This window comes from Actinotalea ferrariae (genome assembly GCF_019733465.1).
Lineage (GTDB): Bacteria > Actinomycetota > Actinomycetes > Actinomycetales > Cellulomonadaceae > Actinotalea > Actinotalea ferrariae_A.
On sequence record NZ_JACVQL010000169.1, the window covers coordinates 1 to 24,810 of the forward strand.

Below are 24,810 nucleotides of genomic sequence, written 5' to 3' on the forward strand. Positions count from 1 at the left end.
GGCCTCGACCGCGGCCCCCGCACCGCGGGCGAGCGCGGCGGGCACGCGCAGCGTCGGCTGGGGTGCGCCGACGGCGGTGCAGATGCCCCGGACGAGCTCGGCGACCGTGCGCGGCTCGCCGTTGGTGACGACGTAGGCACGCCCGCGCACGACGCCGTCCGCGTCACCCAGGCGGTGCAAGGCCGCGACCAGCGACGACGCCGCGTTGTCGACGTACGTCGTGTCGATGAGGGCGGCGCCGTGCCCGAGCAGCGGGAGCCGGCCGGCACGGGCGCGCTCGGCGACGCGCGCGACGAGCTGCTCGTCCCCCGGCCCCCATACGACGTGCGGCCGGATGGCGACGACCCGCAGGTCGCCGTCGGCGGCGAGCACGCGGAGCTCGGCCTCCGCCTTGGTGCGGGCGTACTCGCCGCTCGCGTGGACCGGGTCGGCGGGCGGGGCGTCCTCCCCCACGATCGAGGCGCCCGTGTGCGCCACCGACGGCGAGGACACGTGGACGACGTCGGCCACGCCGTGCCGCCTGGCCGCGTCGAGGAGCGTGCGCGTGCCGTCGACGTTGACGCGGCGGAAGTCGGCCGGGTCGCCGGCGAGCGAGACCTTGGCCGCGAGGTGCACCACGGCGTCGACGCCACGGACCGCACGCTCGACGTCGTCGCGGTCGGTGAGCGAGCCGCGGTGGTCCTCGACGCCGTCGACGCCGCTCGGCCGGCGCTGGAACGTGCGGACGTCGTGGCCGGCGTCGCGGACGTGGGCCGCCGTGATGCGGCCGAGGAGGCCGGACGCGCCCGTGACGAGGACCTTCACGACGCCTCGCCGGCTCGTCGGTGGCGCGTCACGGCCGACCCATCCGTCCGCCGGCGAGCACACCCTCGGCCCACGCCGCGAGCCGCGCACGGTCGATCTTGGAGTTGTGGCGCACGTCCGTCGGCAGATCCGGCACGACGAGCACCGCGGCGACGTCCGGCCCGACGGCGGCTCGCACGGCCTCGGTCAGCTCGGGCGTCGCGAGCGCCGGCCTGCGTGCCGCCCGGCTCGGCTCCACCACGACGACGAGCTGCTGCGTGCCGCGCGGTCCGATGCCGACGACGCCCGCGCGCCGCACCCCGGGCACGGACTCGGCGCGCTGCTCGGGACCGACCGGCGTCACCGGCCCGTCGGCCGCGACGATCACGTGCGCGAGGCGGCCCTCGACCCACAGCCGGCCCTCGGCGTCGAGGTGCCCGACGTCGCCGGTCCGGTGCCACCGCGCGCCGTCGACCACGCCGGCGAGGTCGACGTCGGCCGACGAGCGCGTCGCGCCGTCGCCGTCGGGCGTGCCCCGGCGGCTCTCGCGGTCGGCGAGCCACAGCCGGTCGTAGTGGTCCTTGACGTGCGGTGCGGCGGCGACGATCTCGCCGGTCACGCCGGGGGTCGCCGTGAGCGGACCGGTCGCACGGCCGTCGTCGTCGAGCGCGCTGATCCGGATCGTCACTCTCGCCGCGGGCCGCCCGACGCACACGCCACCCCGCGCGCCCGGGGGCTGCGTCGCCGTGGCCGTCCGGATCTCCTCGAGCGTCACGTCGGTGAGCAGCAGCCCCTCGGTCATGCCGTAGGGCGTGTGCGCCGAGGCGGCCGGCATGAGGCGCGCGACCGCGGCGAGGAGCCGCTCTGGCACCGGCGCGCCCGCGGAGAGGAACAGCCGGACGCGCCGGAGCGCGCGCTCGTCGTCGGCCGTGAGCTCGCCCGACGTCGCGACGACGTTGGCGATGGCCGCGGGCGAGAGGAACACGGTGGTGGCGTCGGCGGCGTCGACCGCGGCGGCGATCGCACGCGCCGTGAGGGTGCGCGGTGCGGTGACGTCCATGTCCGGCGTGACCGAGCGGCACCCGAGCGCCGGCCCGAGCAGGGCGAACGGCGCGAACCCCGCCACGAGGCCCGTCCCGACGCCCAGGCCGTACTGGTCGGCGAGCGCGTCGCGCATCGCGGCGAGCTGCTCGTGCGTGTACGCGACGCCCTTGGCGGGTCCGGTCGAGCCGGACGTGAACAGGACGGCCGCGAGGTCACCGGGCGCCGGTTCGGGCGGCAGGTCAGTCACGACGGCGAGGTCGACGAGCTCCGGCAGGCTTGTCCCGACGCCGAGCGCCGTGGCGGTCGCGTCCGGCAGCGTCGTGGTCGAGATGCGCCGCCCCGGCCAGCCGAGCGCACGCGCCGCGGCGAGGCCCTTGCGCTCCCCGACGACGACGGCGGGCTGCGCGCCCCGCATCGCGCGCGTGAGCCCGCGCGGACCGAGCCCGGCGTCCGCGACGACGACGACGGCGCCCAGGCGCAGGCACGCGTAGAGGGTCGCGGTGAGGTCGGCGCCGGGCGGCACGAGCAGCGCGACGCGGTCGCCGGGGCGCACGCCCGCCGCGTGCAGCCCGCGCGCGAGCTCGCGCACGCGCCGCGAGAGCAGGCGCCACGAGACGGTGCGAATGCCGTCGCCCGTGGTCGGCGCCATCTCGACGAGCGCCGTCGCGTCGTCGTCGGCGAGCTCGTCGAGGCGTTGCCACATCGGTGCGCGTCCGGGCCCCGGCGCCGCGGCGGGCGCGTCCGCGTCGGCGACCTGCGCTGCCCGGGAGGAGGCGGCGTCGGCGGCGACGTGGCGGTCGGCGAGCCAGGTCGTCACGGCGCCCGCGACGTCGACGTCCTCGGCGACGAGGTGGCCCGCGCCCTCGAACCGGTGCACCCGGGCCTGTGGGAGGCGTCCGACGAGGTCGTGGAGGTACGGGTCGCTGAACACCGGGTCCCGCGGTCCCCAGAGCAGGAGCGCCGGCACGTCGAGGCCGCGCACGCCCTCGGCGATGCGGTCGAGCTCGGCGGCGCTCGGGTGGGCGGGGTCGGTGGGGATGTCGGCGACGAACGCCCCAATCCCGGAACGGCGCTCCGCGCTGCGGTAGGGCGCGCGGTAGCCCTCCTTGACGTCGTCAGGCAACGGCGGGTGCGCGATGGCGAGCGTCGTCTCGAGGAAGGCGGGCGTCGCGACCGTCGACGGGCCGAGGAGGCCGAGCGCGAGCCGCAGCGGCGCGGGGATCGGCCGGTCCTCGGGCTGGTGCACGGCGGTGTTGAGGAGGACGACGCCCGCGAGCAGGTCCGGGTGGTCGACGGCCCAGCCGAGGGAGATGACGCCGCCCCAGTCGTGCCCGACCGTGACGACGGGGCCGTCGAGGCCGAGCGCGTCGGTGAGGTCGGCGAGGTCCCGCACGCGGCGCGGCAGCGTGCGGTGGGTTCCGGTGCGCTCGGAGAAGCCCATCTCGAGCTGGTCGACGGCGACGACGCGCCACGCGTCCGCGCCGGTGTCGGCCGCGGCGAGCGTGGCGGCCGCGAGGTCGCGCCAGAGGTACGACCAGGTCGGGTTGCCGTGCGCGCACAGCAGCGTCCCGACGGGCGTGACGCCGCGCTCGGCGAGCACCGGCCCGGTGTCGAGCACGTGCCAGGTCCGCTCGTGCCGGCCGAGCGCCTCGCTCGCGCCGAGCGGCGTCTCGGGCACGACGACGGACCGCGACCAGGCCGCGTCGAGACCAGGGAGGCCGGCCGGTGGCAGCCCTGCGGGCGACGTCGTCGGCGCGGGCAGGCGCCCGGCCGGACCGCTCACCGCCTCTGTCGCCGTGTCCGTGACGGCACCTGTCACCAGGCGAGCTCCATCATCGCCGTGTTGATGCCCGAGCCCACGCCCATGAGCAGCACGCGGTCGCCCGGCGACAGGCTCGGCGCCTCGTGCGCGAGCGTGATCGGGATCGACGCCGGCCCGACGTTCCCGAAGCGCGGGTAGGTGAGCGGCACGCGCGAGCGGTCCAGCTTCGCGGCCTTGATGATCGCGTTCGTGTGGACGTCGGAGACCTGGTGCGTCACGTACCGGTCCATGGCCGACCAGTCGAAGTGCTGGCGCGCCTCGTTCCACGCGGCCATGACCAGCTGCATGCCGCCCTTGAGCAGCGCCTTCGCGTCCGTGTACATGCCGTTGACGCCGCCGACGCACAGGTCGTTGAACTGCGTCGCGGCGCGCGTGACCCCGCCGAGGATGCGATGGCCCGACGGGTGCTCGTCGGCGCGGCCGAGGACGGCGGCCGCGGCGCCCGAGCCCAGCGTGAGCGTCGGGAACTCGCGCATGAAGTCGGCGCGCGTCGTCCCCTCGCGGCACAGCCGCTCGACCGTCGCGTGCTGCACCTCGTCGGCGTCCTCGCCGTCGACGACGAGCGCGTACTCGATCTGGCCCGCGTCGATGAGCTGCGCCGCGAGGCTCATGCCGTTGACGAACCCGAGGCACGCGTTGGCGATGTCGAAGTTCACGGCCGACGTCGGCAGGCGCAGCCCGTGGTGCATGCGCACCGCGACGGACGGCTCGAGGTGTGGCCGCGTGACGGAGGTGTTGATGAGCAGCCCGACCCGGCCGCGGTCGACGCCCGCCTCGGCGAGCGCCTTCTCCCCCGCCTCGATGGCCGCCGAGTCGAAGCCCTGCCCCTCGGCCCAGTTGCGGCGCTCGTGGACCCCGGCGATGCGCTCGAGCAGGCCCGTGGGCAGGCGCAGCCGCTCGAGCACGGGTCCCAGCCGCCGGTCGAGGTCCGCCGACGTGGTCACGCGGTCAGGTGTGACGGCCGCCAGGGACAGCAGAGCCGCGTTGCGGTAGGTCGATGTCGCGTTGCCGTCCACTCGCACGCCCCTCAAGGTCATTGGAGGCCCATCCTGCCCCGGCACGCGGGAGCGTGCGCGCGGTGCTCACGACGGCTCACGGTCGAGCTCCCACCTGGCGCCGCGTCAGGCGCCCGTCCGCGGCGCCGCGGTCAGCAGCACCTCGGCCACCTCCCGCGCCTCGTGCGCCGCACGCGGCGAGCGCTCGCGCGCGCCGGTGACGCTCGCGCCGTCGTAGAGCATGAGGAGCTTCCGTGCGAGGGAGCCGTCGTCGTCGCGGTAGCCGTGCTCGGCGAGCAGGTCGGCGAAGAACGCGCGCATGGTCTCCTTCTGCTCGACCGCGAGCCGGTGTGCCGGGTCGGACGGGTCGGGCAGCTCGAGCAGCGTGTTGACGAACGTGCACCCGCGGTAGCCGACGGCCTCGAGGCGCTCGGCGAGCACGTCGAAGACGTCGAGCGGGTGGCCGCCGCGCGCGCGGACCAGCGGCGTGAAGACGGCGTCCCAGTGGCCCCGACGCCGCTCGAGGTAGGCCAGCACGAGCTCGTCCTTGCTCGCGAAGTGCCGGTAGAACGACGCCCGGCCGACCCCGCTGGTCTCGAGGATCTGCTCGACGCCGGTCGCCCGCGTGCCCTGCGCGTAGAAGAGGTCCTCGGCGGCGTCGAGCAGGCGGTCGCGGGCGTTGGTCGGCACGCGGCCAGGGTAGGCCAGGCCTTGAGCCCGACGGAACCGATCGGTACCGTCGCAGATGGAACCGATCGGTTCCGTTCCAGCCGGGCGGCCGAGCCCCCGCGCGATGACGCCGCCCACGAGGAGAGGACGTCTCCTGTGCGCATCGGCATCAACGGCTTCGGCCGCATCGGACGCAGCTTCGTGCGCGCCGCGCTCCAGCGCGGCAGCGACCTCGAGGTCGTGGCCGTCAACGACCTCACGGACGCCGCCACCCTGGCCCACCTGCTCCGCTACGACACCGCCTACGGGCGGCTCGACGACGTCGCAGTGGACGGTGACGTCATCGTCGCGGGCGGCCGGAAGATCCAGGTGCTGTCCGAGCGCGACCCCGCCGCGCTCGCGTGGGGCGACCGCGGCGTCGACCTCGTCGTCGAGTCGACGGGCCGGTTCACCAGCCGGGAGGGCGCCGCCAAGCACCTCGAGGCAGGCGCACGGAAGGTGTTGGTGAGCGCGCCGGCGTCGCGCGACGACCTCACGGTGGTCATGGGCGTCAACGACCACCTCTACGACCCCGAGGCGCACACGGTCGTCTCCAACGCCTCGTGCACCACGAACTGCCTCGCGCCCCTGGCGAAGGTGCTGCACGACGCCGTCGGCATCGAGACCGGCGTCATGACGACGATCCACGCCTACACGGCCGACCAGAACCTGCAGGACGGCCCGCACAAGGACCTGCGCCGGGCGCGCGCGGCCGCCCAGAACGTCGTGCCCACGAGCAGCGGCGCGGCGAAGGCGATCGGCCGGGCGCTGCCCGAGCTCGACGGGCGCCTGTCGGGCTTCGCGCTGCGCGTGCCCGTGCTCACCGGGTCGATCACCGATCTCACCGTCACCGCGTCGCGCGACACGAGCGTCGAGGAGATCGACGCCGCCTACCGAGCGGCCGCGGAGTCGGGCCGACTGGCGGGCGTGCTGCGGTACTCGAGCGACCCGATCGTCTCGAGCGACATCGTCGGCGACCCGGCGTCGTGCATCTACGACGCCCCGCTGACCACCGTGATCGGCCGCACCGTCAAGGTGCTCGGCTGGTACGACAACGAGTGGGGCTTCACCAACCGCCTCGTCGACACGACCGAGCTCATCGCGCGCGCCTGACGCAGGCGTGACCGCACCCGGCGCACCCCCGTCCGGGGGGCGCCGGGTGCTGCCGGTCAGCCCTTGACCGCGCCCGCCATGACCCCGGTGACGAGCTGCTTCCCGGCGAGGACGAAGACCACCAGCAGCGGCGCGGCGACGAGGAAGACGCCGGACATGACGAGCCCCGTGTCCGACGTGAACGCGCCCTGCAGCTGCGGGATCACGAGCGGCATCGTCAGCTGCGACCGCATGACGACCGCCGGCCAGAAGAAGCTGTTCCACGACCCGACGAAGGTGAACAGGGCGAGCGTCGCCGCGGCGGGGCGGGCGGCGGGCATCGCGATCGACCAGAACGTCCGGAACAACGACGCGCCGTCGACGCGAGCGGCCTCGACGAGCTCGAACGGCAGCGCCTCCTGCAGGTACTGCGTCATCCAGAAGACGCCGAACGCGCCGACCAGGGTCGGGACCGTCAGCGCGAGCAGGGAGTCGATCCACCCGAAGTCGTTCATCATCACGAACATCGGGATGGTGCCGATCTGCGCGGGGATCGCGAGCGTCGCGATGACCGTGAGGTAGAGCGCCTGCCGCCCGCGGAACGTGAGCTTCGAGAAGGCGAACCCGGCCAGCGTCGAGAAGAACACGGTCGACGCGCTGACGACGACCGCGACCAGCAGCGAGTTGAGGAACGCCATCCAGAAGCTGAACTGCGACGCCGAGAACACCTCGCCGAAGTTCTCCAGGAGGGTCAGCGTCGGGAAGAACCGCGGCAGCGTGCCGACCGACCGTGAGATCTCCTGCGTCGTCGACGAGCCGTACATGGCCGACGCGTAGAGCGGGAAGATCGACACCGCGACGACGACGGCGAGCACCACGTACGTGACCCAGCCGGGCCGGCGCGTCGACGGGTTGTGGGACCGGACGGGGCGGCCCTGGGCGGCGCGCTTGCGCGCGTACCGCGCGGCGCCGGCCCCGGCCGTGTTCTCGATGAACCCGGTGCTCATCGCCTGGCTCCTTCCTTCGTGACGTCGGCCCTCGGGACGCCGGCCGCACCGGCGTCGTCGTCGGCACCGCTCGTGGCGGTGGGCGGCTCCGCGGTCGCCGCCGCCTGGCGGCGCGACTCCTCCGCCGCGGCGCGCGCCCGGGCGATGACGGCGTCGGTCGTCTTCTTCGAGATGCGGACGCGCGGTCCGCGCGAGGACGAGATCGAGCGCGTGAGCAGGAAGTTCACGAGCGAGAAGAACCCGATGACGACGGCGAAGATCCAGCCGACGGCGGCCGCCTGGCCCAGCCGGTCCTGCCAGTCGCCGAAGCCGAGGTCGTAGAGGTACAGCACCACGGTGGTCCACTGGTGGTCGGCGCCGCCGTGCCCGCCGCCGGTGCCGCCGCCGTCGTACATCCGGGCCTCGTCGAAGACCTGCAGCCCGCCGATCGTCATCGTGAGGACGACGAAGATCATGGTGGGGCGGATGCTCGGGAGCGTCACGGAGAAGAACTGGCGGACACGGCTCGCGCCGTCGACCGTGGACGCCTCGTAGAGCTCGCGCGGCACCGCCTGCATCGCGGCGAGCAGGATCAGCGCGTTGTAGCCCGTCCACCGGAACACGACCATCGACCCGATCGCGACGTGCGACAGCAGCCGGTCCTGGAAGAACGGCGAGTCGACGTGGGTGAGCAGGCCCATCTCCTGCAGGTTCGGCACCAGGAGGCCGAACTGGCCGAAGACCTGCCCGAAGATCATCGCGGTCGCTACCGGCATGACGACGAACGGCAACAGCACGCTCATGCGCCAGAACGTCCGGGCCCGCAGGTTCTGGTCGAGGACCGCCGCGATGAAGAGCGCGAGGACGAGCTGCGGGATGCCGCCCCACAAGAAAATCGAGAACGTGTTCTCGAGCGAGCGCCAGAAGAGCGGCTGCCGCAGGACCCAGGTGAAGTTGTCGAGCCCCACGAAGTCGCCCATGCCCGCTCGACGGTGCCAGTCGTGCGCCGCGACGACGACGTTGAAGAGCAGCGGGAACGCACCGAAGACGGCGAAGAGGACGAAGAACGGGGAGATGTAGAGGTAGGGCGAGAGCTTGATGTCCCAGCGGGACATGCGTTGCCCCCACCCCACGCGCCGCGTCGCGCGCGGCGCCGCCGAGCTGGATGCCATGGTTGGCGCCTTCCGTGAGTCGGTCGTGACGCTCGTCGGTCGGTGACGCCCGTCTGTCGTGACGAGCGGCGGCCGGTCCCCGGCCCCCTGCTGGGGACCGGCCGCAGTGGTCACTCGGCGGTCTCGAAGCCCAGCGCCTCGAAGTTCTCGACGACGGACGCCCAGGCGTCCTCGGGGGTCGCGCCGCCCGACTCGACGAGCCGGATGCCGTCGGTCACGAGGGTCTGGATGCCGGCGAAGTTCTCGCCGCGGAACCCGCCCGCCGCGGCGTCACCCGCGGCCTCGGCGAGCTCGCCGTAGATCTGGCCGACGCGCTGGCCGCCGTAGAACTCGTTCTCGGTGTCGGAGATCTCGGGCCTGGCCATGGCCTCGAGCTGCGACGGGAACTGCCCGGTGGTCTCGAACCACGCGACGGCGGCGTCGGACGTCGTGAGGTGGTCGGCGAGCTTCACGGCCCACCCGGTGTTCTCGCCGGTGGCGGGCACCGTGAAGAACGAGCCGCCCCAGTTGCCGCCGCCCTCGGGGAACGTGCTGGCGATGCGCCACCCCTCGATGCCGTCGGCGTTGTCCGCGATGATCCCGGTCATCCACGCCGGCGTGACGACGGTGGCCCACTGCTCGTTCTGGAAGCCGGCGCCCCAGTCGGCGTGGCCGATCGCGATGCCGGCCGAGACGCCGTCGTCGGCGGCGTCGGCGAAGGTCATGAAGAGGTCCTTGATCTCCGTGTTCTCCGCGAGGTCGTACGGCGCACCCGACTCGGGGTCCTCGAACGCGGCCGGCAGCAGGTTGATCGCGGCCTGGAAGGCGTTGGTGAGCGAGTCGATGAAGTAGTTGTCGTTGGTCGCGACGTACTCGCGGCCCGCGTCGAGGAACGACTCCCACGTGGCGTCCTCGCCGCCGATGAATGCGCCGAACGACTCGGGGTCGGTGGCGACGCCGGCGGCCGACGTCATGTCCTGGTTGAACGCGATGCCCAGCGGGCCGATGTCGGTGCCGTAGCCGGTGATGCGGCCGTCCACCGAGCCCTGGGTGACCTTCCAGTCGACCCAGCGGTCCTCGACCTCGGGCAGCTCGACCCAGTCCTCGGGCACGGCCATCATCTCGGTCCACCAGTCGAGCTCGACGAGGTGGACGTCGGACAGGCCCGCGCCGTCGGCCGCGAGGCCGTTGCGGAGCACGGTCTGCGCGGAGGCGCCGTCGGGGAAGGAGTTCACGACGACCTCGATGCCGTGCTCCTCCTCGAACGCGTCGAGCAGCTCCTGCGGGAAGTCCATCCACGCGGCGACGGTGAGCTCGGCGGGCTTGTCGTCCTCGCTCGCCTCGCCGGCCGTGCCGCCGCCGCCCCCACCTCCCCCGCAGGCCGCGAGGGTCAGGGCCGCCGTCGTCCAGAAGGCGGCGGCTCCGGCGGTGCGCTTGTCGATCCTCATCGTCGAGGTCCTCTCAGGTGCGGGTGTGTCGGGTCGGGTCGGGTGAGGTGTGCGGGTGGGGCGGTGGGGCAGTGGTGCGGTGGTGCGGGTGGGGCGGTGGTGCGGTTCGGGGAGGTCGCGGGCGGCCGCGTCAGCGGGCCGCCGGGGTGATCGAGGCGACGGCCCAGGGCGCCAGCTCGAGGTCGATCTCGAGGACGCCCGAGGCGTCGACGGCGATCGTGCGGCGGTCGAGGTCGTCGGCGACCGCCTCGAGCTCGGCGACCTGCGCGCGCGAGAGGTTGAGCGGCTCGCCCATCCGGTGCCACGCCTCGGCGACGTTTCCGTGCTCCTGGTCGAGGACGGCGACGTCGTACACGGCCCCGGCGGGCAGCCCGGCGACCGTGTGCGTGATGCGGCGCGCGGGCCCCTCGTCGGCGTGACGACGCGCGTCGACGTAGCTCGTGGCGCCGCCGACCGACCGCGCGCCCATCGAGTCGGGGTAGTTGAAGAACAGGGCCGCGACGGCGTCGTCGTCGGTGCGCGTGATGACGCCGTGCTCGGTCTGCAGGGCCAGCCGGTCCCCGAGGCGGTGCAGCATCGCCATCGCGTGGAACGTCGGCTTGTGGATGCCCTGCTCGTTGACGAAGCCGAAGCCCCCGTGGAACGGGCCGATCCCGCCGCCGCCCTCCTCGAACACGTCGGTGAACGTCCAGTAGGAGATCGAGTCGGCGAGGTCGTGGCACTGGAGGAACGCGCGGGCGATGTACGTCGCGGCGAACACCGTGTCGTGCATGTGGTCACGGCTCGACGGCGACGTGGACCACTCCGTGACGCGCAGCTCCGCGTCCGGGTAGGGGCTCTCGGCGATGAGCTTGCGCATCACCTCGAGGTCCTGCAGCGTCGCGTCGCGGTTGCGGCTGATCGGTCGCCCCACGCCCTGCGTGTCGAACGCGTAGTCCGTCGGGTACAGGTGCGTGGAGAGGAAGTCGATCGGCAGGTCACGCTCGGCGCAGTAGTCGATGAGCTCGCGGATCCACACCGGCTTCCAGGGCAGCGCGTCCGGGTCGGGCGCCTCGGCGGTCGCGGCCTCGACCGAGCGGTCGTGCGACTCGCCGTCGTACCGCGCGTCGGGCACGAACACCGACGACGACGGGCCGCCCACCTTGAGCGCGGGGTCGATCGCCTTGATCGAGCGAGCGGTCGCCTCGTAGAGCTCGAAGTACTGCGTCCTGGTCCCGGTCCAGAAGTGGGGCACGAGGTTCGGCTCGTTCCAGACCTCGAACGGCCAGCGGCGCACCTCGTCGATGCCGTAGCGCTCGATCCAGTGCTCGACGGTGGTGGTCACGAGCCGCACCCACGCGTCCATGTCCGTGGGCGGGCTGCAGTGGGCCTTCCACCAGAACAGCGTCTCGGTCTGCGTCGCCAGCTCGCGCGGCATGAAGCCGAGCTCGACGAAGGGCCGGGCGCCGGCGTCGAGGATCGCGTCGAACACCTTGTCGACGTACGCGTACGTGTGGACCGGCGTCGCGAGCGGCGTGGGGGGCCCGAAGCCCCCTCCGTTCGAGGCGCGGTAGACGAACATGTCGTCGTGGAAGACGCCGTGGAAGCGCACGTAGCGGGCACCGAGCACCTCGACGGCCTCCCGGAAGTGCTGCTGCCAGTCGACGCGGAGCGCCTCGTTGGCGCGCCCCGCGCCGAGGCACTCGCTCCAGACGTGCCGCAACGCCTGGTCCGACGGCGCACAGCCGTCGATCAGTAGCGTTGCGGGTGACGCGTCGACAGACATCCAGACCTCCGTTGGTCAGCGAGGACCGCTCCGGTGCGGGCCTCACATTCCGAAATAGTTTCGCAACGTGTATCGTGAGCCGACGGTAGAGCATGCGCACGCCACTTGACCAGTCCCGGTTCACATTCTCGTTCTGCGCTCACGCACGGGGCGGTTCGGTTCGAAACAGTTTCGCGACAAGGAGGCACCGATGGCCGCAGAGCCGACCCGACGTCGGGCGACGTTGGCGGACGTCGCGGCGGCCGCCGACGTCTCGAAGGCGACCGTCTCCAAGGCGCTGAACGGGCGGTCGGACGTGTCGGACGCGACGCGCGAGCGGGTCCTCGCCGCCGTCGCGGAGCTCGGCTACCGGCCGACGACGTCGGGCGCCCCCGCGTCGGGACGCCAGGCGCTCACGGTCGTCTTCGACATCCCCGCCTCGCCGTACATCCTCGGCGTCCTCCAGGGCGTGCTCGCGGCCGCGACCGACCAGCGCGTGGACCTCCTGACGCGGCTCGCCCCCGACCGCGCCTCACGCACGCAGCGGGCCGTCGCCCGCGAGTGGGTCGCCGACCAGCGCGCCGTCGGCTCCGTCGGCATCATCGGGCTGACCCTGTCCGAGCCGGACGGGCTCATCCACGCCGCCGACGACGCGGCGCTCCCCTTCGTCATCGTCGACCCTGTGGACACGCGCCACCGGCGCATGGTGAGCGTCGGGTCGAGCAACTGGGCGGGCGCGCGCACCGCGACGGAGCACCTCGTCGGCCTCGGGCACCGGCGCATCGCCTGCATCGGCGGACCCGAGGCGTCCGACGCCGCCCGCGACCGGCTCTACGGCTACCAGGCGGCGCTCGACGCCGCCGGGATCGAGGTCGACCCGGCCCTCATCCGCTCCGACCAGTTCGACGTCGCGTCCGGCGCGCGGCACGCCCGGGACCTCCTCACCGGGGACCGGCCGCCCACCGCCATCGTCGCGGCCGACGACGAGATCGCCGTCGGCGTCCTCGCCACCGCGCACGCGCTCGGGATCCGGGTACCGGACGAGCTCAGCGTCATCGGCTTCGACGACACGCCTCAGGCGGCGTGGACGACGCCGCCGCTCACGACGGTCCACCAGCACCTCGAGGGCATGGGGCGGATGGCGGTCGAGACGGTTCTGGCGATGGCGGACGGGCGCCGGCCCGCGTCGCGGCACGTCGAGCTCGCCACCTCGCTCACCGTGCGCGAGAGCACGGGCCCCGCTCCGGCCTGAGCCCGCTCGGGGCAGCGGTCACACGCCCGCCGGCGGTGCGGTCGAGTCCCGGACGACCAGCGTGGTCGCGAGCTCGACGTGGTGGGAATCGACGCCCTCGCCGCGCGCGACCTGCAGGAGCGTGCGCAGCGCCACGCGTCCCATCTCGGCGACGGGTTGCCGCACGGTCGTCAGCGCCGGCACCGAGGAGACCGCCGCGGCGCTGTCGTCGAACCCGACGACGGACACGTCCTGCGGCACGCGCAGGCCGTGCCGCTGCGCCGACGCGAGCACGCCGAGAGCGATGGAGTCCGACGCGGCGAACACCGCCGTCGGCGGCTGCGGCAGCCCGAGGAGCTCGTCGGCCATGGCCACGCCGGCCTCGAAGGTGTGCGACCGCTCGCGCACCAGGGTGTCGTCCGCGTCGACACCCGTCGAGCGCATGGTGCTCAGGAAGCCCTGGAGGCGCTCGGCGGAGGGCGCGAACGTCGGCGCGCCGCCGGCGAACGCGATCCGTCGGTGCCCGAGCTCGAGCAGGTGCCGGGTCGCCTGCACGCCGCCGGAGAAGTTCGCCGAGCCGACGGAGACCGTCGAGTCGTCGAGCGGGTTCGCGGGGTCGACGTGCACCGTCACCACGCCGTGCGCCCGCAGGAGCGCCAGCTGCTCGGTGGTCGGGTCGGACGTGACGAGGACCAGGCCGGTGCGCTGCGCCGCCTGCCGGCGGACCCACGCCGGCGAGAGCGGCGGCGGAGCCACGCCCTCGCGGCCGGCGCGGCCGTCGGTCGCGTGGAGCACGTCGACCAGCACCTCGACGTCGTGGTCGCGCGCCGCGGCGAGGACGCCCTCGAGCACGCGCGTCGCGTACGTGTCGGCCAGGGTGCGGAAGACGACGGTGACGCTCCGCGGCGCGGCGCCGCCCCGCGGTCCGGTCGTCGGCGCGTACGCGAGCTGCTCGAACGCCGCCTCCACGCGGCTCCGCGTCGCGGCCGAGACGTGGGGGCGCCCGTTGAGCACCTTGGACGCCGTCGACACCGCGACGCCCGCGGCCGCGGCGACCTGCTCGAGCGTCACGCGCGACGCGGCTGGGGACGGCATGCGCGGAGCCTAGCGGAAAATCTTTCCGCTGCAGCGTCGGCCGCCACTCGCACCGCGAGGAGCGTCTGCCAGTTGCTGTGCGCACTTCCTTCTGTCGGTGCGGGCGTCTAGGGTCACGCCAGGACGCACCGCCCCCGAAACTCTTTCCGCGACGACGCCGTCGCCACCGTGCCGCCCGGGCCGCCCGGGCGCCGACCGAAGGACCGCGATGACCACCTTCCACGTCGCCGTGACCGGCTCCGATCGGGCCGACGGCACCGCCGAGGCCCCGTTCCGCACGATCAACCGGGCCGCGCGCGCCGCGATGCCCGGGGACGCCGTGCAGGTGCACGAGGGCACCTACCGCGAGTGGGTCCGGCCCGTGCGCGGGGGGACGAGCGACAGCCGCCGGATCACGTTCGAGGCCGCGCCCGGCGAGCACGTCGCGATCAAGGGCTCCGAGGTCGTCACGGGCTGGGTCCGCGAGGAGGGCACGGTGTGGCGGGTCGACGTCCCGAACACCCTGTTCGGTGAGCTCAACCCGTTCGCCGAGCCCGTGGCCGGCGACTGGCTGCATCCCGGTCCCGGGGGTGTCCTCGCCAGCCGGGGCGAGGTCTACCTCGACGGACGCTCGCTCCACCAGGTCCACGACCGCGCCGACGTGCATGCGCCGCAGCGCCGCACGCACACGCGCTACCCGTGGACGGCGCTCGACACGGAGCTCATCGACCCGGACCGCACCGTCCTCGTCTGGTTCGCCGAGGTCTCCGACGACGTCACGACGATCTGGGCGAACTTCGGCGACGCCGACCCGAACGCCGCGCTCGTCGAGGTCAACGTGCGCCCGGCCGTCTTCTACCCCGAGCGCACGCACCTCGACTACATCACCGTGCGCGGCTTCGAGCTCGCGCAGGCCGCCACGCCGTGGACGCCGCCGACCGCCGACCAGCCGGGCCTGATCGGGCCGCACTGGGCCAAGGGCTGGGTCATCGAGGACAACCTCATCCACGACGCGAAGTGCTCGGGCGTCTCGCTCGGCAAGGGCGCCGCGAGCGGCGACAACTTCGCGCACGAGCGGGGCGACAAGCCGGGGTACCAGTACCAGATCGAGGCGGTCTTCACGGCGGCCCACCAGGGCTGGGAGCACGAGCGCGTCGGCTCGCACGTCGTGCGACGCAACGAGATCCGCGACTGCGGTCAGAACGGCGTCGTCGGCCACCTGGGCGCGGTGTTCTCGACCATCGAGGACAACCACATCCACCACATCGGGACCAAGCACGAGTTCTACGGCTACGAGATCGGCGCCATCAAGCTGCACGCGCCGCTCGACGTCGAGATCACGCACAACCGGATCCACGACACGACGCTCGGCATCTGGCTCGACTGGCAGGTCCAGGGCACGCGGATCAGCCGCAACGTCATGTACCGCAACCTGCGCGACCTGTTCATCGAGGTCAGCCACGGCCCCGCGACGGTCGACCACAACGTGCTCGCCTCGCCCATCGCGATCGAGCTGTTCAGCCAGGGCAACGCGTTCGTCAACAACCTCGTGCTGGGCGCCGTGCGGATGCAGGCCGTGCTCGACCGCGCGACGCCGTACCACGTGCCGCACTCGACGCAGGTCGCGGGGTACGCCTTCATCTACGCCGGCGACGACCGGTACGTCGGCAACCTCTTCGTCGGCGCACCCCGCGGCGTCTACGGGCCGGACGCGCCCCTCGTCCTCGAGGAGTTCCCGCCCGAGACCTTCGGGACGCACGCCTACGACGGCTTCCCGGCCTCCTGGGACGAGTACCTGCAGCGCGTCACGGGCGCCGACGGCAACGGCGACCACTCCCGGTTCCACCACGAGCGGCAGCCCGCGTACGTGCGGTCCAACGCCTACGCCGACGGCGCGCGTCCGGCCACGCACGAGGCGGACGCGGTCACGGTCGACGGGCCGGCCGTGGTGCGCGTCGTCGACGACGGCGCCGAGGTCCACCTCGAGCTCGAGCTCCCCGCCGAGCTCATGGCGCCGCTGACGCCGGTCGTCACGGGCGCGGACCTCGGCCACGTGCGCATCGCCTCCGCCGACTTCGAGAACCGCGACGGCTCGCCGCTCGTCGCGGACGTCGACCTCGTCGGGGTGCGCAAGGAACCCGGGGTTCCCCACCCGCCCGGCCCGCTCGCCGCGCTCGGCGGCGGCACGTCGCGGATCCGGGTCTGGTGAGCGCCATGGGTGACGTGGACACGAAGGCGGCGTTCTGGGTGCCAGCCGTCACGGCCTTCGACGCCGACGGCGGCATCGACCGCGACGGGAACGTCGCCGTCTGGGAGCACGTGCTCGACGGCGGGGTCGACGGCGTGGTCCTCATGGGCAGCACCGGGGAGTTCTTCGCGATGCGGCCCGAGCACAAGCGCGAGCTCATCGACCTCGCGGTCGAGCACGTCGGCCCGCGCGCGGACCTCGTCGTCGGCACGTCGTGCCTGCGCGTCGACGACACGGTCGAGCTGAGCCGGTACGCGCTCGACGCGGGCGCGGACGCCGTGATCGTCATCAGCCCGTTCTACTTCGCGCTCGACGACGCGAGCATCGAGGCGTACTTCTCGGCCGTCGCGGGCCAGGTCGACGGCGACGTGTACCTCTACAACTTCCCGGCACGCACCGGGCACGACCTGAGCGCCGAGGTGACCGCCCGCCTGCTGCGGCGGCACCCGAACGTCGTCGGCTACAAGGACACCGTGCTCGACGTCGGCCACACGCGCGGGCTCCTCACCGCGCTGCTGCCCGAGTTCCCCGAGTTCCGCGTGCTCGCGGGGTTCGACGAGAACCTGCACCACGTCGTCACGTCGGGCGGTGCCGGGGCGATCGGCGGCCTCGCGAACCTCTACCCGGAAATCTGCGCCGCGTACGCGCGCGCGGTCCGGTCCGGCGACCGGGCCGCCATCGCCGCGCAGCAGCGCCGGGTCGACGTGCTCATGGGGCTCTACGGGCTCGGCACGCCGTTCTTCCCGCTGCTCAAGGAGGGCATGGTCCGGCGGGGCATCGCCCTCGAGCGGCACTGCACTCCCCCGCACCACGCCGCGACGCCCGAGCAGGTCGACGCGCTCGTCGCGCTCATGGACCGGGTGGAGGCCATGCCGTGAGCACCGACGACGCCGTGAGCTGGGAGCAGCTGCTCGAGCCGCACGACGGCATCTACGCGGTCCGGACCCAGGCTCCGGGGCCCGGGGGGCGGCTGCCGCTCACGCCTGAGCTGCTCCGCGACGAGCCCAGCGGGACCGTCTTCGGCATGACGCAGAACGCCGGCATGGGCTGGCCGCGCGCCAACATGCTGGGGCCGCAGGTCATGATCGTGTCGACCGCCGGCGGGCTGCGCTCCGACGACGGCCGGCCCGTCGCCCTGGGTCTGCACTCGGGCCACTTCGAGCTCAGCGGGCAGGTGGCCGCGGCCGCGGGGACGATCGCCGAGGCGGGCGGGATGCCGTTCGCGACGTACGTGAGCGATCCGTGCGACGGCCGCTCGCAGGGCACGCCCGCGATGTTCGACTCCCTGCCCTACCGGAACGACGCCGCCATCGTGATGCGGCGGCTCATGCGGTCGCTGCCGACGCGCTCGGCCGTGATCGGCGTCGCGACCTGCGACAAGGGCCTGCCCGCGACGATGATGGCGCTCGCGTCCCAGCGCGAGCACCCCACGGTGCTCGTCCCGGGCGGCGTGACGCTGCCGCCCGCACGCGGCGAGGACCTCGCGCAGGTGCAGACCCTCGGTGCACGCTTCGCCAACGACGAGCTGTCGCTCGCGGACGCGTCCGAGCTCGGCTGCCGCGCGTGCGCGTCCCCCGGCGGCGGCTGCCACTTCCTCGGCACCGCGGGCACGAGCCAGGTGATCGCGGAGGCGCTCGGACTCGCGCTGCCCCACTCGGCGCTCGCGCCGTCGGGCGAGCCCGTGTGGGAGGAGATCGCGCGGCAGTCGGCCCGCGCGGTGCTGCGCCAGCGGTCGCTCGGGCTCACGACGCCGGACGTGCTGACGGACCAGGCGATCGAGAACGCGATGGCCGTGCACGCCGCCATCGGGGGCTCGACGAACCTGCTGCTGCACCTCCCGGCGATCGCGCACGCGGCCGGCCTGCGGATCCCCACGGTCGACGACTGGGTGCGGGTCAACCAGGCCGTCCCCCGCATCGTCAGCGTGCTGCCCAACGGGCCGGTCCAGCACCCGACGGTGCGCATGTTCCTGGCCGGCGGGACGCCCGAGGTGATGCTGCACCTGCGCGACCTCGGCGTGCTCCACCTGGACGCCCTCACGGCGACCGGCGAGCCGCTCGGCGAGGTGCTCGACTGGTGGGAGTCGTCCGAGCGACGAGCGCGGATGAAGGAGGTGCTGCTCGAGCAGCAGGGCGTCGACGCGGACGACGTGATCATGAGCCCTCCGGTGGCGTGCCGCCGCGGGCTGACGCCGACGGCGACCTTCCCGGTCGGCAACCTCGCGCCCGAGGGGTCGGTCATCAAGTCCACGGCGATCGACCCGTCCCGGATCGTCGACGGCGTCTTCCACCACGTCGGGCCGGCCCGCGTGTTCACCTCGGAGGCGGCCGCGATCACCGCGATCAAGGCGCGCGCCGTCGCGCCGGGCGACGTCATGGTGCTCATGGGCGGCGGGCCGCTCGGCACCGGCATGGAGGAGACGTATCAGGTCACCTCGGCGCTGAAGTACCTGAGCTACGGCAAGGAGATCTCGCTGATCACCGACGCGCGGTTCTCCGGCGTGTCCACGGGTGCGTGCATCGGCCACGTGGGCCCCGAGGCGCTGGCGGGCGGGCCGATCGGCAGGCTGCGGGACGGCGACCTCGTGGAGATCCGGGTCGACGTGGTCCGGCTCGAGGGGTCGGTGGACCTCGTCGGCGACGCCGCCGGGCGTCTCACGGCGGCGGAGGCGGCGCGCGTGCTCGCGGAGCGACCGCCGCACCCCGACCTGACGCCGCACGCGGCGCTGCCCGACGACACCCGGCTGTGGGCCGCCCTGCAGGGCGTCAGCGGCGGCACGTGGGCCGGCTGCGTCTACGACGTCGACCGGGTCCTCGAGGTCCTGCGGGCAGGGGCCGAGGCGCTGGCCGGACGCGACCCTCGCGCCTGACGGCGCTGACCGGGTGCTGGCACGCACGACGACGGACGAGGGCGTCCGACGCGCACCGCCGGCGCGAGTGGCCGCGTCGTCACGGTGCCGCGTCGACCGGAGTCCCGCCTCGGGCGGACCGCACGGCGACGACGCCGGTCACCGCGGCCATCGCGACGACGGCGACCACGGAGACGGTCAGCGAGACCGGCGGCGCGACGAACGCCAGCGCCATGGCGACGAGTGCGAGCACGACGACGACCGGCCCGGCCTGCCGCTGCCCGCGACGAACCGCGAGCACCGCGTGGTCGAGCGAGGGCCGCTCCTCGAGGCGCAGAGCACGCGACTGCGCCAAGTCGACCGGAGTGCCCGGCAGCGCGTTCGCGATCAGCCCGACGACGAGCGCCACCGCGACGGCGAGCACCACCATCCCGGTGCGCTCGTCACCCACCGCGAACCGCAGGAGGAGCACGTGCAGCGCGGCGACCACCGGGGTGAGCAGTGAGAGCGCGGTGGTCACCGACCGGGCGTGGTTGGCGTCGGTGCGCCACATCGGCACCGCGAGCGCGGCCGCCGTACGACGGCGCAGGCGCTGCGCCAGCAGGAGGAGGACGCTCAACAGCACGAGCAGCACCGGCATGAGGGTCACGAGCACGAGCCTCGCGATGTGTGCGTCCGCTCCGTCCTTACCCCCACCGACGAGCGTCACGACTGCGGGGAGGCGGCCCCACGTCGCCGCGGACAGCGCGAGCATCAGCCCGAGGCCGGCGACGGCGACGACGACGCCGCGGACCGGCCGGCGGGCCGGCCGTACCGCCGTTCCCTCGTCGGGGTGTCCGTTCAGGTCGTGCTCCATGGTGCCCCTTCACTCGTTCTCCGGGTCCGCGCGGCCGACACCGAGCGATTGGAGGAACGCCGCGAATGCCGACTCGACCACCGACGCGTTCGCCATGTACCGGATGGTCGTGCCGCGACGCTCCGAGACCACGAGGTCGGCCTCGCGCAGGATGCGCAGGTGGCCGGACAGCGTGGGTCCCGCCACGTCGAGCGCCTCCGCGAGGTCCCCCGCGAGCATCCAGTCGCGCCCGGCGAGCTCGCGGAGCACCGCTCGTCGCGTCGGGTGCGACAGCGCCGCGAAGACCCCGTCCGCCACCGTTCCTCCGTATTTCGTGAAACATCAAAATAGCATCCCTCGGAATCCGATACCAGCCCGGACGACGGCCGGCGCGTGTGGCCGCGATGCGCGGATGGTTCGCCGCCGCCGCTCAGGTCACGAGCCCTCGCCGATACGCGTAGACCACCGCCTGCACGCGGTCGCGCAGGTCGAGCTTGGTGAGGATGCGTGAGACGTACGTCTTGACCGTCTCGGGGCTCAGCACGAGCGCCTCGGCGATCTCGGCGTTCGACATGCCCCCCGCGATGAGCCGCAGCACCTCGAGCTCGCGCGGTGCGAGCGGCACGTCGTCGGCGGTCGCGTCGGGCGGACGGATGCGGTCCGCGTACCGGCCGACGAGCCGGCGCGTCACCTCGGGCGCGAGCAGCGCCGCGCCGCCCGCCACGGTCCGGATGCCGTCGAGCAGCTGCGCGGGCGGCGCGTCCTTGAGCAGGAACCCGCTCGCACCCGCGCGCAACGCCTCGTAGACGTACGCGTCGAGGTTGAACGTCGTCACCACGAGCACCTTGGCCGGGTGCGCGACGCCGGCGCCGGCGAGCTGCCGGGTCGCCTCGATGCCGTCGAGCACGGGCATGCGCACGTCCATGACGACGACGTCGGGCTCCAGCCGGCGGGCGAGGTCGACGGCGGCGCGTCCGTCGCCGCACTCCCCCACGACCTCGAGGTCCGGCTGGGCGTCGATGATCGTGGCGAAGCCCGCCCTGATGAGCGCCTGGTCGTCGGCCACGAGCACGCGGATCGGTGCGGTCACGAGGCACCGCCCAGGGGGATGCGCGCGCGCACGACGAAGGCGGCGCCGTCGTCCGGCCCAGCCGTGAGCTCCCCGCCCAGCGCCACCACCCGCTCCCTCAGTCCGGCGAGGCCACGCCCGCTCCCGGCGGCCGTTGCCGACGACGGCGGGCGCGACCGGCCGGGTGCGTCGGCGTAGGTCGCGACCTCGACGGCGATCACCTCGCGCCCGTGCCGCACGTGGACGGCGGTCCGCTGGCCGCGCGCGTGCTTGAGCGCGTTCGTGAGACCTTCCTGCACCACGCGGTAGGCGGCCGCCTCGGCGTTGCCGGGCGTCGCTCGGGGCTCGCCCTCCGCGACGTAGTCGACCGGCTGGCCGGCCGCGCGCGTGCGCTCGACGAGCTCGCCGAGCCCACCGCCCGCGGGCGTACGCTCGGGCGTCGCCTCCGCGGGGTCGAGCAGGTCGAGCACCTGCCGCAGGTCGGAGATCGCGCGGCGGCCCGTGTCGGTCACGGCCGTGAGCGCGGCGTCCAGACGGTCAGGGTGCACGGTGAGGTACCGCGCGGCCTCGGCCTGGACCACCATCGCGGTGACGTGGTGCGTGACGACGTCGTGCAGGTCCCGCGCGATGCGCGTGCGCTCGGTGAGGCGCGTCGTCTCTGCGACGTGGCGGCGGCGCTCGGCCTCGGCGGCCCGCGTCTGCCGCAGCCACACGCCCACGCCCCACGCGGCCGCGAGCAGCACGTAGAAGACGACGAAGCCCGACGTCTGCTCACCCGTGCCCGTCCGGTCGAGCGCCACGGCGAGCGCCACATAGCCGGCCGACGCGACGACGACGACGGCGCGGCGGTGGTGGGCCAGGTGGGCGCCGGCGCTCACGAGCGCGATCGGCAGCGCGACGCTCGCGACGCTGCTGTAGCCCGCAAGCTGGTCGACCGCGAAGCCGACCCCGACGAGCGCGAGGCTGACGGCGGGCCACCGGCGTCGTACGGCGAGCGGCAGCGCCTGCATCGCGACCGGCACGAGCGCGAGCGCGTCGAGCGGCCTCTGCGGCACGTCGCCGAGGCGGGTGCCCTGCCCCTGGAGGGCGTCGACCCACGGCGCGACCGCGAGCAGCGCGGCGAGCGGCAGGTCGCGCACGACGACCGGCGACCGCCGCCACACGGCGACGGTCGTCCGGAGGTCGATCATGCGGAGACCGTAGCCGCGGGGGCCGACGCGACGGCGGGCTCGACCACGCGGCGGCGGAGCACGATGCGGCCGCGGCGGTGCGCGAGCCGCAGCAGCACCACGGTGACCACCGAGCAGACGACGACGGCGACGACGCTGCCCTCGGGCCCGAACGCCCCGCCGGTCAGCCACACGGGGCCGGACGTCACGCCGTCGAGCAGACCCTGCGGCGTCGCGTTCCCGGAGACCTCGGTGCCGAAGATGCCGCCCACCGCGAGGTTCCAGCCGAGGTGCAGGCCCATGGGCAGCCACAGCGTGCGCGTGAGGACGTAGGCGGCGCCGAGCATGCCGCCCGCCTCGATCGCGATCGCGACGGCGCCCCAGAGCGTCGCGTTGGCGTTGGCCAGGTGCATGCCGCCGAACAGCGCGGCGGTCGCGCCAAGCGCGACCCACGTGCCGACGCGCTGCTCGAGCACACGCTGCACGATGCCGCGGAAGATCAGCTCCTCCGTGGCGACGGCGGCCACGGTGAGCCCGAGGAACGCGAGCGCGGTGGCCGGCGACCCCCAGCCCTCGACCCGGTACCCGCCGGCGAGGGCGATGACGGCGATCACGGTCACGAACACGAGCACGCCGATCCCCACGCCCCGCCGGAGGTCCGAGCCCCCGCCTGCCAGGGCCACCTCGGACGCCGGGCGCCGCTCGGTCCGGCGGACCACCCACGCGTAGGCGAGCACCATGGCCACCGCAACCACGACACCGGCGACCAGCGCGAGCGGCCAGCTTCCCTGCGCCGCATGGACCGCGGCGCTCCCGGGGACGGCCACGACCACCACTGCTCCGAGCTGCTTCACCACACGCATGACGAGTCCCTTCGAGGTGCCGCAGCGCGGTCGCTGCGACTGCTCGAAACGCTAGGGAGCGGGGCGCGGCGGGGAGTCACCGCGGGGAGGGCACTTGCGTGTCCCCCGCACGGGGGACACGTCGGCCGTGCCCCTCGCTCGCCGGTACGGGTTCATGGGCCCGCCGACGCGACGGGCCGGTTGCGTCACCGCGCGACGGCCGCCCCGACGGTCAACCCCAGCAGCGCCTCCGTCACGCGCCAGGTGCGCTCCGCGTCCGCGGGATCGCGCAACGGGCGGAACAGCCGGTGCTCGGCCGGCCCGCCGCCGAGGTGTCCGAGACCGGCCGGCCCGTAGAGCCGCCCGCCGGCCGGCTCCTGCGCCGTCGCCGCCATGAGCGCCGGCAGCGGGGCGCTGTCGATCGTGCCGAGCAGGATGCCCGCGCGCGACAGGCGGCGGATCGTCGCGATCTGCGGGGTGTCCCGGTCGCGCCCGATCTCCGGGCGCGCGACGAGCAGGCTCGTGGGTGCGACGCCGGGGTGCGAGAGGTTGCTCGTGATCCCCCAGCCGTGCTCGCGGCTGCGCCGGTCGAGCTCGAGCGCGAAGAGCCCCTGCGCGAGCTTGGACTGCGCGTACGCCTGGCGGCCGTCGTAGTCCCGCTCCCAGTTGAGGTCGGCCCAGTGCATCCGGCCGCTGCCGGCCGCGATGCTGATCTGGTTCGTCACGCGGGCCCGGCCGGCGCTCAGCAGCGGGAGCAGGTGCGCGACGAGGGCGGCGTGGCCGAGGTGGTTGGTCCCGAGCTGGAGCTCGAACCCGTCCTCCGTCGTCCCGCGTTCGGGCGGGGTCATGAGCCCCGCGTTGTTCACCAGGAGGTGGATGGGCTCTCCCTCCGCCTCGAGCGTCGCACCGAGCGCGGCGACCGAGGCGAGCGACGCGAGGTCGAGTTCGCGGAGCGAGACCCGCGCGCCGGGGCGCTCGCGTCGGATGCGGGCGACGGCGGCGTCGCCCTTCGCGCGGTTGCGCACGGGCAGGACGACGTCGGCGCCCGCGGTGGCCAGCCGCCGCGCGATGCCGAGGCCGATCCCGTCGCTCCCGCCGGTGACGAGAGCGCGCCGTCCGGTGAGGTCGGGCAGGGCGAGGTGGGAGGTGCGAGGCATGGTCGAGCTCCTTCGGAGTGGTGCGGGTGGTGGCGAGGTGTGCGCGTTCGGGCGCGGCCGGGTCAACGCACGGACGACGCCGCCGTCACGCCGGCTGCGGGCGCCAGCGAGAGCGCCGTCGAGCCGGCGTGCGCGCGGCGCGCCACGACGAGCGTGACCGCGAAGTGCAGCGCGAAGGCGGTCATGGCGCCGACCTGGATCGCGGCCAGGGCGCCGGGGTCGTCGGCGACGTAGAACGCCACGCGTCCGACGAGGTTGGCCGACGCCATCGCGAGCCCGATGAGCGAGCTGACCAGGTAGACGCGGCGCAGGGCGGGGTGGCGGACCCAGTCCCGCGGGCCACCGGCGACGCGGTTCACCATGAGGCCCGCGAGCGGGCGCCCGGCGGCGAACGCCACGAGGTAGGCGATGACGAAGACCGCCGGGAGCGCCATCGTCGGCAGGAAGAAGGCGCGCGCCTCCCCCGCGACGGCCGCGACCGTGGCGCAGACGGCCGCGACGACGACGCCACCGACGGCGGCCCCGGTCGGCTCGCGCCGGGCGATCCGGACCGCGGCGCCCGCG

Annotated in this window: 21 protein-coding genes; 5 read left to right on the forward strand and 16 right to left on the reverse strand. The window is 74.1% G+C overall.

Annotated elements, in window-relative coordinates:
• The 4 genes from ICW40_RS13395 to ICW40_RS13410 form a co-directional block, all read right to left on the reverse strand.
• The coding region (locus tag ICW40_RS13395; protein WP_221654517.1) for an NAD-dependent epimerase/dehydratase family protein at nucleotides 1-804 on the reverse strand (804 nt) is incomplete at its 3' end.
• Nucleotides 805-832: 28 nt separating this feature from the next.
• Nucleotides 833-3,610, reverse strand: a complete 2,778-nt coding sequence (locus ICW40_RS13400) for an alpha/beta fold hydrolase (RefSeq protein ID WP_374199158.1) — start codon at nucleotides 3,608-3,610, stop codon at nucleotides 833-835.
• Nucleotides 3,611-3,642: 32 nt separating this feature from the next.
• Nucleotides 3,643-4,686 (reverse strand): 3-oxoacyl-ACP synthase III, encoded by a 1,044-nt coding sequence (locus ICW40_RS13405; RefSeq protein WP_221654518.1) that lies wholly within the window; start codon nucleotides 4,684-4,686, stop codon nucleotides 3,643-3,645.
• Nucleotides 4,687-4,770: 84 nt separating this feature from the next.
• Complete coding sequence (locus tag ICW40_RS13410; RefSeq protein ID WP_221654519.1) at nucleotides 4,771-5,334, reverse strand: TetR/AcrR family transcriptional regulator; 564 nt, start codon at nucleotides 5,332-5,334, stop codon at nucleotides 4,771-4,773.
• Between the two features lie 135 nt (nucleotides 5,335-5,469).
• On the opposite strand from ICW40_RS13410, the gene gap reads away from it, so the two are divergent.
• Entirely contained in the window at nucleotides 5,470-6,465 is a 996-nt protein-coding gene (gene gap, locus ICW40_RS13415; protein WP_221654520.1) for a type I glyceraldehyde-3-phosphate dehydrogenase, read from the forward strand.
• A gap of 56 nt (nucleotides 6,466-6,521) precedes the next feature.
• On the opposite strand, the gene ICW40_RS13420 is transcribed toward gap, so the two are convergent.
• The 4 genes from ICW40_RS13420 to ICW40_RS13435 all read right to left on the reverse strand — a co-directional run bounded on the left by ICW40_RS13420 (nucleotide 6,522) and on the right by ICW40_RS13435 (nucleotide 11,794).
• Nucleotides 6,522-7,451 carry a carbohydrate ABC transporter permease gene (locus ICW40_RS13420; RefSeq protein WP_221654521.1) on the reverse strand — a complete coding sequence of 310 codons (930 nt, stop codon included), beginning with the start codon at nucleotides 7,449-7,451 and terminating at the stop codon, nucleotides 6,522-6,524.
• Nucleotides 7,448-8,602 carry a carbohydrate ABC transporter permease gene (locus ICW40_RS13425; protein WP_221654522.1) on the reverse strand — a complete coding sequence of 385 codons (1,155 nt, stop codon included), beginning with the start codon at nucleotides 8,600-8,602 and terminating at the stop codon, nucleotides 7,448-7,450. Before ICW40_RS13425 ends, ICW40_RS13420 begins: the two co-directional genes overlap by 4 nt.
• Before the next feature lie 110 nt (nucleotides 8,603-8,712).
• Nucleotides 8,713-10,029: an ABC transporter substrate-binding protein gene (locus ICW40_RS13430; protein WP_221654523.1), complete on the reverse strand. Its 1,317-nt coding sequence runs from the start codon at nucleotides 10,027-10,029 to the stop codon at nucleotides 8,713-8,715.
• A gap of 130 nt (nucleotides 10,030-10,159) precedes the next feature.
• Complete coding sequence (locus ICW40_RS13435; RefSeq protein ID WP_221654524.1) at nucleotides 10,160-11,794, reverse strand: GH39 family glycosyl hydrolase; 1,635 nt, start codon at nucleotides 11,792-11,794, stop codon at nucleotides 10,160-10,162.
• Nucleotides 11,795-11,984: 190 nt separating this feature from the next.
• Between ICW40_RS13435 and ICW40_RS13440 the strand changes: the two genes are divergently transcribed.
• Nucleotides 11,985-13,025, forward strand: a complete 1,041-nt coding sequence (locus tag ICW40_RS13440) for a LacI family DNA-binding transcriptional regulator (RefSeq protein ID WP_221654525.1) — start codon at nucleotides 11,985-11,987, stop codon at nucleotides 13,023-13,025.
• A gap of 18 nt (nucleotides 13,026-13,043) precedes the next feature.
• Here the strand turns inward: ICW40_RS13440 and ICW40_RS13445 are convergent, their stop codons facing one another.
• Nucleotides 13,044-14,099 carry a LacI family DNA-binding transcriptional regulator gene (locus tag ICW40_RS13445; protein WP_221654526.1) on the reverse strand — a complete coding sequence of 352 codons (1,056 nt, stop codon included), beginning with the start codon at nucleotides 14,097-14,099 and terminating at the stop codon, nucleotides 13,044-13,046.
• A 208-nt stretch (nucleotides 14,100-14,307) separates the two neighbouring features.
• Here ICW40_RS13445 and ICW40_RS13450 point away from each other — a divergent pair, with 208 nt between their 5' ends.
• Genes ICW40_RS13450 through ICW40_RS13460 form a run of 3 tightly spaced genes read left to right on the forward strand, consistent with a single transcriptional unit; the run spans nucleotide 14,308 to nucleotide 19,195 of the window.
• Nucleotides 14,308-16,287 carry a right-handed parallel beta-helix repeat-containing protein gene (locus tag ICW40_RS13450; protein ID WP_221654527.1) on the forward strand — a complete coding sequence of 660 codons (1,980 nt, stop codon included), beginning with the start codon at nucleotides 14,308-14,310 and terminating at the stop codon, nucleotides 16,285-16,287.
• A 5-nt stretch (nucleotides 16,288-16,292) separates the two neighbouring features.
• Nucleotides 16,293-17,204 (forward strand): dihydrodipicolinate synthase family protein, encoded by a 912-nt coding sequence (locus ICW40_RS13455; protein ID WP_221654528.1) that lies wholly within the window; start codon nucleotides 16,293-16,295, stop codon nucleotides 17,202-17,204.
• Nucleotides 17,201-19,195: a YjhG/YagF family D-xylonate dehydratase gene (locus ICW40_RS13460; RefSeq protein ID WP_308121796.1), complete on the forward strand. Its 1,995-nt coding sequence runs from the start codon at nucleotides 17,201-17,203 to the stop codon at nucleotides 19,193-19,195. Before ICW40_RS13455 ends, ICW40_RS13460 begins: the two co-directional genes overlap by 4 nt.
• Nucleotides 19,196-19,274: 79 nt before the next feature.
• On the opposite strand, the gene ICW40_RS13465 is transcribed toward ICW40_RS13460, so the two are convergent.
• From ICW40_RS13465 to ICW40_RS13495, 7 genes are all read right to left on the reverse strand, one after another.
• Entirely contained in the window at nucleotides 19,275-20,030 is a 756-nt protein-coding gene (locus tag ICW40_RS13465; protein WP_221654529.1) for a hypothetical protein, read from the reverse strand.
• A gap of 9 nt (nucleotides 20,031-20,039) precedes the next feature.
• The gene (locus tag ICW40_RS13470) at nucleotides 20,040-20,327 is read right to left on the reverse strand and encodes an ArsR/SmtB family transcription factor (RefSeq protein ID WP_221654530.1); all 288 of its coding nucleotides are present in this window, start codon (nucleotides 20,325-20,327) and stop codon (nucleotides 20,040-20,042) included.
• Nucleotides 20,328-20,439: 112 nt separating this feature from the next.
• Nucleotides 20,440-21,099 carry a response regulator gene (locus ICW40_RS13475; protein ID WP_221654531.1) on the reverse strand — a complete coding sequence of 220 codons (660 nt, stop codon included), beginning with the start codon at nucleotides 21,097-21,099 and terminating at the stop codon, nucleotides 20,440-20,442.
• Nucleotides 21,096-22,268 carry a sensor histidine kinase gene (locus tag ICW40_RS13480; RefSeq protein ID WP_221654532.1) on the reverse strand — a complete coding sequence of 391 codons (1,173 nt, stop codon included), beginning with the start codon at nucleotides 22,266-22,268 and terminating at the stop codon, nucleotides 21,096-21,098. The genes ICW40_RS13475 and ICW40_RS13480 overlap by 4 nt, the downstream gene beginning before the upstream one ends.
• Nucleotides 22,265-23,110 carry a CPBP family intramembrane glutamic endopeptidase gene (locus ICW40_RS13485; RefSeq protein ID WP_221654533.1) on the reverse strand — a complete coding sequence of 282 codons (846 nt, stop codon included), beginning with the start codon at nucleotides 23,108-23,110 and terminating at the stop codon, nucleotides 22,265-22,267. The genes ICW40_RS13480 and ICW40_RS13485 overlap by 4 nt, the downstream gene beginning before the upstream one ends.
• A gap of 185 nt (nucleotides 23,111-23,295) precedes the next feature.
• Nucleotides 23,296-24,246 (reverse strand): SDR family oxidoreductase, encoded by a 951-nt coding sequence (locus ICW40_RS13490; RefSeq protein WP_221654534.1) that lies wholly within the window; start codon nucleotides 24,244-24,246, stop codon nucleotides 23,296-23,298.
• Nucleotides 24,247-24,308: 62 nt separating this feature from the next.
• On the reverse strand, nucleotides 24,309-24,810 hold a 502-nt coding region (locus ICW40_RS13495), incomplete at its 5' end, for a DUF3159 domain-containing protein (RefSeq protein WP_221654535.1).

Bases quoted from the DNA above. Each gene is read 5' to 3' on its own strand.
- ICW40_RS13430 (WP_221654523.1), bottom strand. From the start codon at position 10,029: ATGAGGATCGACAAGCGCACCGCCGGAGCCGCCGCCTTCTGGACGACG.
- ICW40_RS13435 (WP_221654524.1), bottom strand. From the start codon at position 11,794: ATGTCTGTCGACGCGTCACCCGCAACGCTACTGATCGACGGCTGTGCG.
- ICW40_RS13480 (WP_221654532.1), bottom strand. From the start codon at position 22,268: ATGATCGACCTCCGGACGACCGTCGCCGTGTGGCGGCGGTCGCCGGTC.
- ICW40_RS13425 (WP_221654522.1), bottom strand. From the start codon at position 8,602: ATGGCATCCAGCTCGGCGGCGCCGCGCGCGACGCGGCGCGTGGGGTGG.
- ICW40_RS13420 (WP_221654521.1), bottom strand. From the start codon at position 7,451: ATGAGCACCGGGTTCATCGAGAACACGGCCGGGGCCGGCGCCGCGCGG.
- ICW40_RS13465 (WP_221654529.1), bottom strand. From the start codon at position 20,030: ATGGAGCACGACCTGAACGGACACCCCGACGAGGGAACGGCGGTACGG.
- ICW40_RS13440 (WP_221654525.1), top strand. From the start codon at position 11,985: ATGGCCGCAGAGCCGACCCGACGTCGGGCGACGTTGGCGGACGTCGCG.
- ICW40_RS13450 (WP_221654527.1), top strand. From the start codon at position 14,308: ATGACCACCTTCCACGTCGCCGTGACCGGCTCCGATCGGGCCGACGGC.
- ICW40_RS13485 (WP_221654533.1), bottom strand. From the start codon at position 23,110: ATGCGTGTGGTGAAGCAGCTCGGAGCAGTGGTGGTCGTGGCCGTCCCC.
- ICW40_RS13455 (WP_221654528.1), top strand. From the start codon at position 16,293: ATGGGTGACGTGGACACGAAGGCGGCGTTCTGGGTGCCAGCCGTCACG.
- ICW40_RS13490 (WP_221654534.1), bottom strand. From the start codon at position 24,246: ATGCCTCGCACCTCCCACCTCGCCCTGCCCGACCTCACCGGACGGCGC.
- ICW40_RS13445 (WP_221654526.1), bottom strand. From the start codon at position 14,099: ATGCCGTCCCCAGCCGCGTCGCGCGTGACGCTCGAGCAGGTCGCCGCG.
- ICW40_RS13405 (WP_221654518.1), bottom strand. From the start codon at position 4,686: ATGACCTTGAGGGGCGTGCGAGTGGACGGCAACGCGACATCGACCTAC.